The sequence below is a fragment of the Micrococcus sp. HMSC31B01 genome, from assembly GCF_001816085.1.
GTDB lineage: Bacteria > Actinomycetota > Actinomycetes > Actinomycetales > Micrococcaceae > Micrococcus > Micrococcus luteus.
This window is the reverse complement of the sequence record NZ_KV825184.1, coordinates 1-1,458: the sequence shown is the minus strand read 5'-3', so window position 1 is coordinate 1,458 and position 1,458 is coordinate 1. Positions and strand designations below refer to the sequence as shown.

At 74.8% G+C, this 1,458-nt stretch carries 2 protein-coding genes; one reads left to right on the top strand and one right to left on the bottom strand.

What is annotated here, in order from left to right; translation table 11 throughout:
• Positions 1 to 58 precede the first annotated feature (58 nt).
• The gene (locus HMPREF3105_RS07745) at positions 59 to 982 is read right to left on the bottom strand and encodes an ArgP/LysG family DNA-binding transcriptional regulator (protein ID WP_083325315.1); all 924 of its coding nucleotides are present in this window, start codon (positions 980 to 982) and stop codon (positions 59 to 61) included.
• Between the two features lie 18 nt (positions 983 to 1,000).
• On the opposite strand from HMPREF3105_RS07745, the gene HMPREF3105_RS07740 reads away from it, so the two are divergent.
• A partial coding sequence (locus tag HMPREF3105_RS07740; protein ID WP_168168003.1) for a LysE/ArgO family amino acid transporter occupies positions 1,001 to 1,458 on the top strand: 458 nt, incomplete at its 3' end.

Here is a 1,458-nt window from a genome sequence, read left to right as displayed (position 1 = left end):
ACCCCCGTCCCTCCGGCGGGGGTCGCGGCGCGTCCGGGGCGGGTCTCGAATGCGCCCGTCAGTCCGCGGTGTCCCCGGCGGAGGGCGCGGCGCGCAGCACCGCGTCCGTGAGGCGGTCCAGAGCCGCGGTCCCGGCCGTCCAGCGCTGCCAGTGCAGGTGCACGTCGGCCGCGCCGAGGGCCGGGATCGTCTCGAGGTCGGGGTGCCGGCCCTCGAGCACGCCCGGCGGGATCTGCACCGAGGGGAGCATGCCCCAGCCCAGCCCGAGCTCCACCGCCCGCAGATACGCGTGCACGGACGGCACGAGGTGGGTCGGTGGGTCGGCCACGGGCCGGCCGCGGGTGACGCGGCGCAGCACCGTGTGCTGCAGGCCGTCGCGGGGGCCGTAGTCCACGATCGGCAGCGTGCCGAAGTCGACCCGGCCCCGCGCGTCGCGGTGCAGCTCCAGCAGGAAGGACGCGCACACCGCGTGATAGCGCATCGTGCCCAGCGGGGTGGAGGTGCACCCGGCCACGGGCGTGGGGTCGTCCGTCACGGCCGCCACGACCGCGCCGTCCCGCAGCAGGACGGCGGTGTGCTCCTGGTCCTCGGACTGCATCTGCAGGACGACGTCGTCCCACGTCGCCGCCTCGCGCAGCACGGGCTCCCACCACGTGTCGAGGGAGTCCGCGTTGAGGGCCACGCGCAGCGGCACGCGGCCGCCGTCACCGCGTCCGAGCGCGGCGAGCGTCTCGTCCTCGAGCGCGAGGGTCTGCCGGGCGAGACGGAGCATGCGCTCTCCGGCCGCGGTCGGCCGGACGGGGACGGTGCGGGCCAGGAGCACCTGGCCCACCTGCCGCTCCAGGGCCTTGATCCGCTGCGAGAAGGCCGAGCCGGAGATCCGCAGGGAGTCCGCGGCGGCGTCGAAGGTGCCGTGGTCGACGGCCGCGACGAGGGCGCGCAGGTGGTCGGAGTTCATGCGGTCCAGGGTAGGGGTGGCCATGAAGGATGTCTTCAGATCATGAAGAAGATCGCGATGGCACGGACGTGGGACGGCTCCTATCCTCGCTCGGTGACCATCTTCGCCACCGGATTCCTGACCTACCTCGCCCTCATCGTCGCCATCGGCGCGCAGACCCTGTTCCTGCTGCGCCAGATCGTCCGACGCGACCGCGTGTGGACCGTCCTGACCGTGTGCTTCGTGGCCGATGTGGCGCTGCTCGTGCTCGGCGCCGGCGGCGTGGGCGTGGTGGCCGAGCGCTGGCCGTGGCTCGTGCCCGCGCTGACCGTGGCCGGCGTGGTCTACCTCCTCGGGTTCGCCGCGGGCGCGCTGCGCTCCGCCTGGCGCGGGGACCGGACCCTCAGCACCGCGGCCGCGGACGTCGAGGGGACCGGGCACGGCCCCGACCGCATCGACCTCGCGGTCCTCACCGGTGAGCTGCCGCTGATCGACCCGGTGACCGGCCGCCTGGCCGAGCG

Excerpts from the sequence above, each read along its gene's own strand:
- HMPREF3105_RS07745 (WP_083325315.1), bottom strand. The coding sequence starts at position 982 with ATGGCCACCCCTACCCTGGACCGCATGAACTCCGACCACCTGCGCGCC.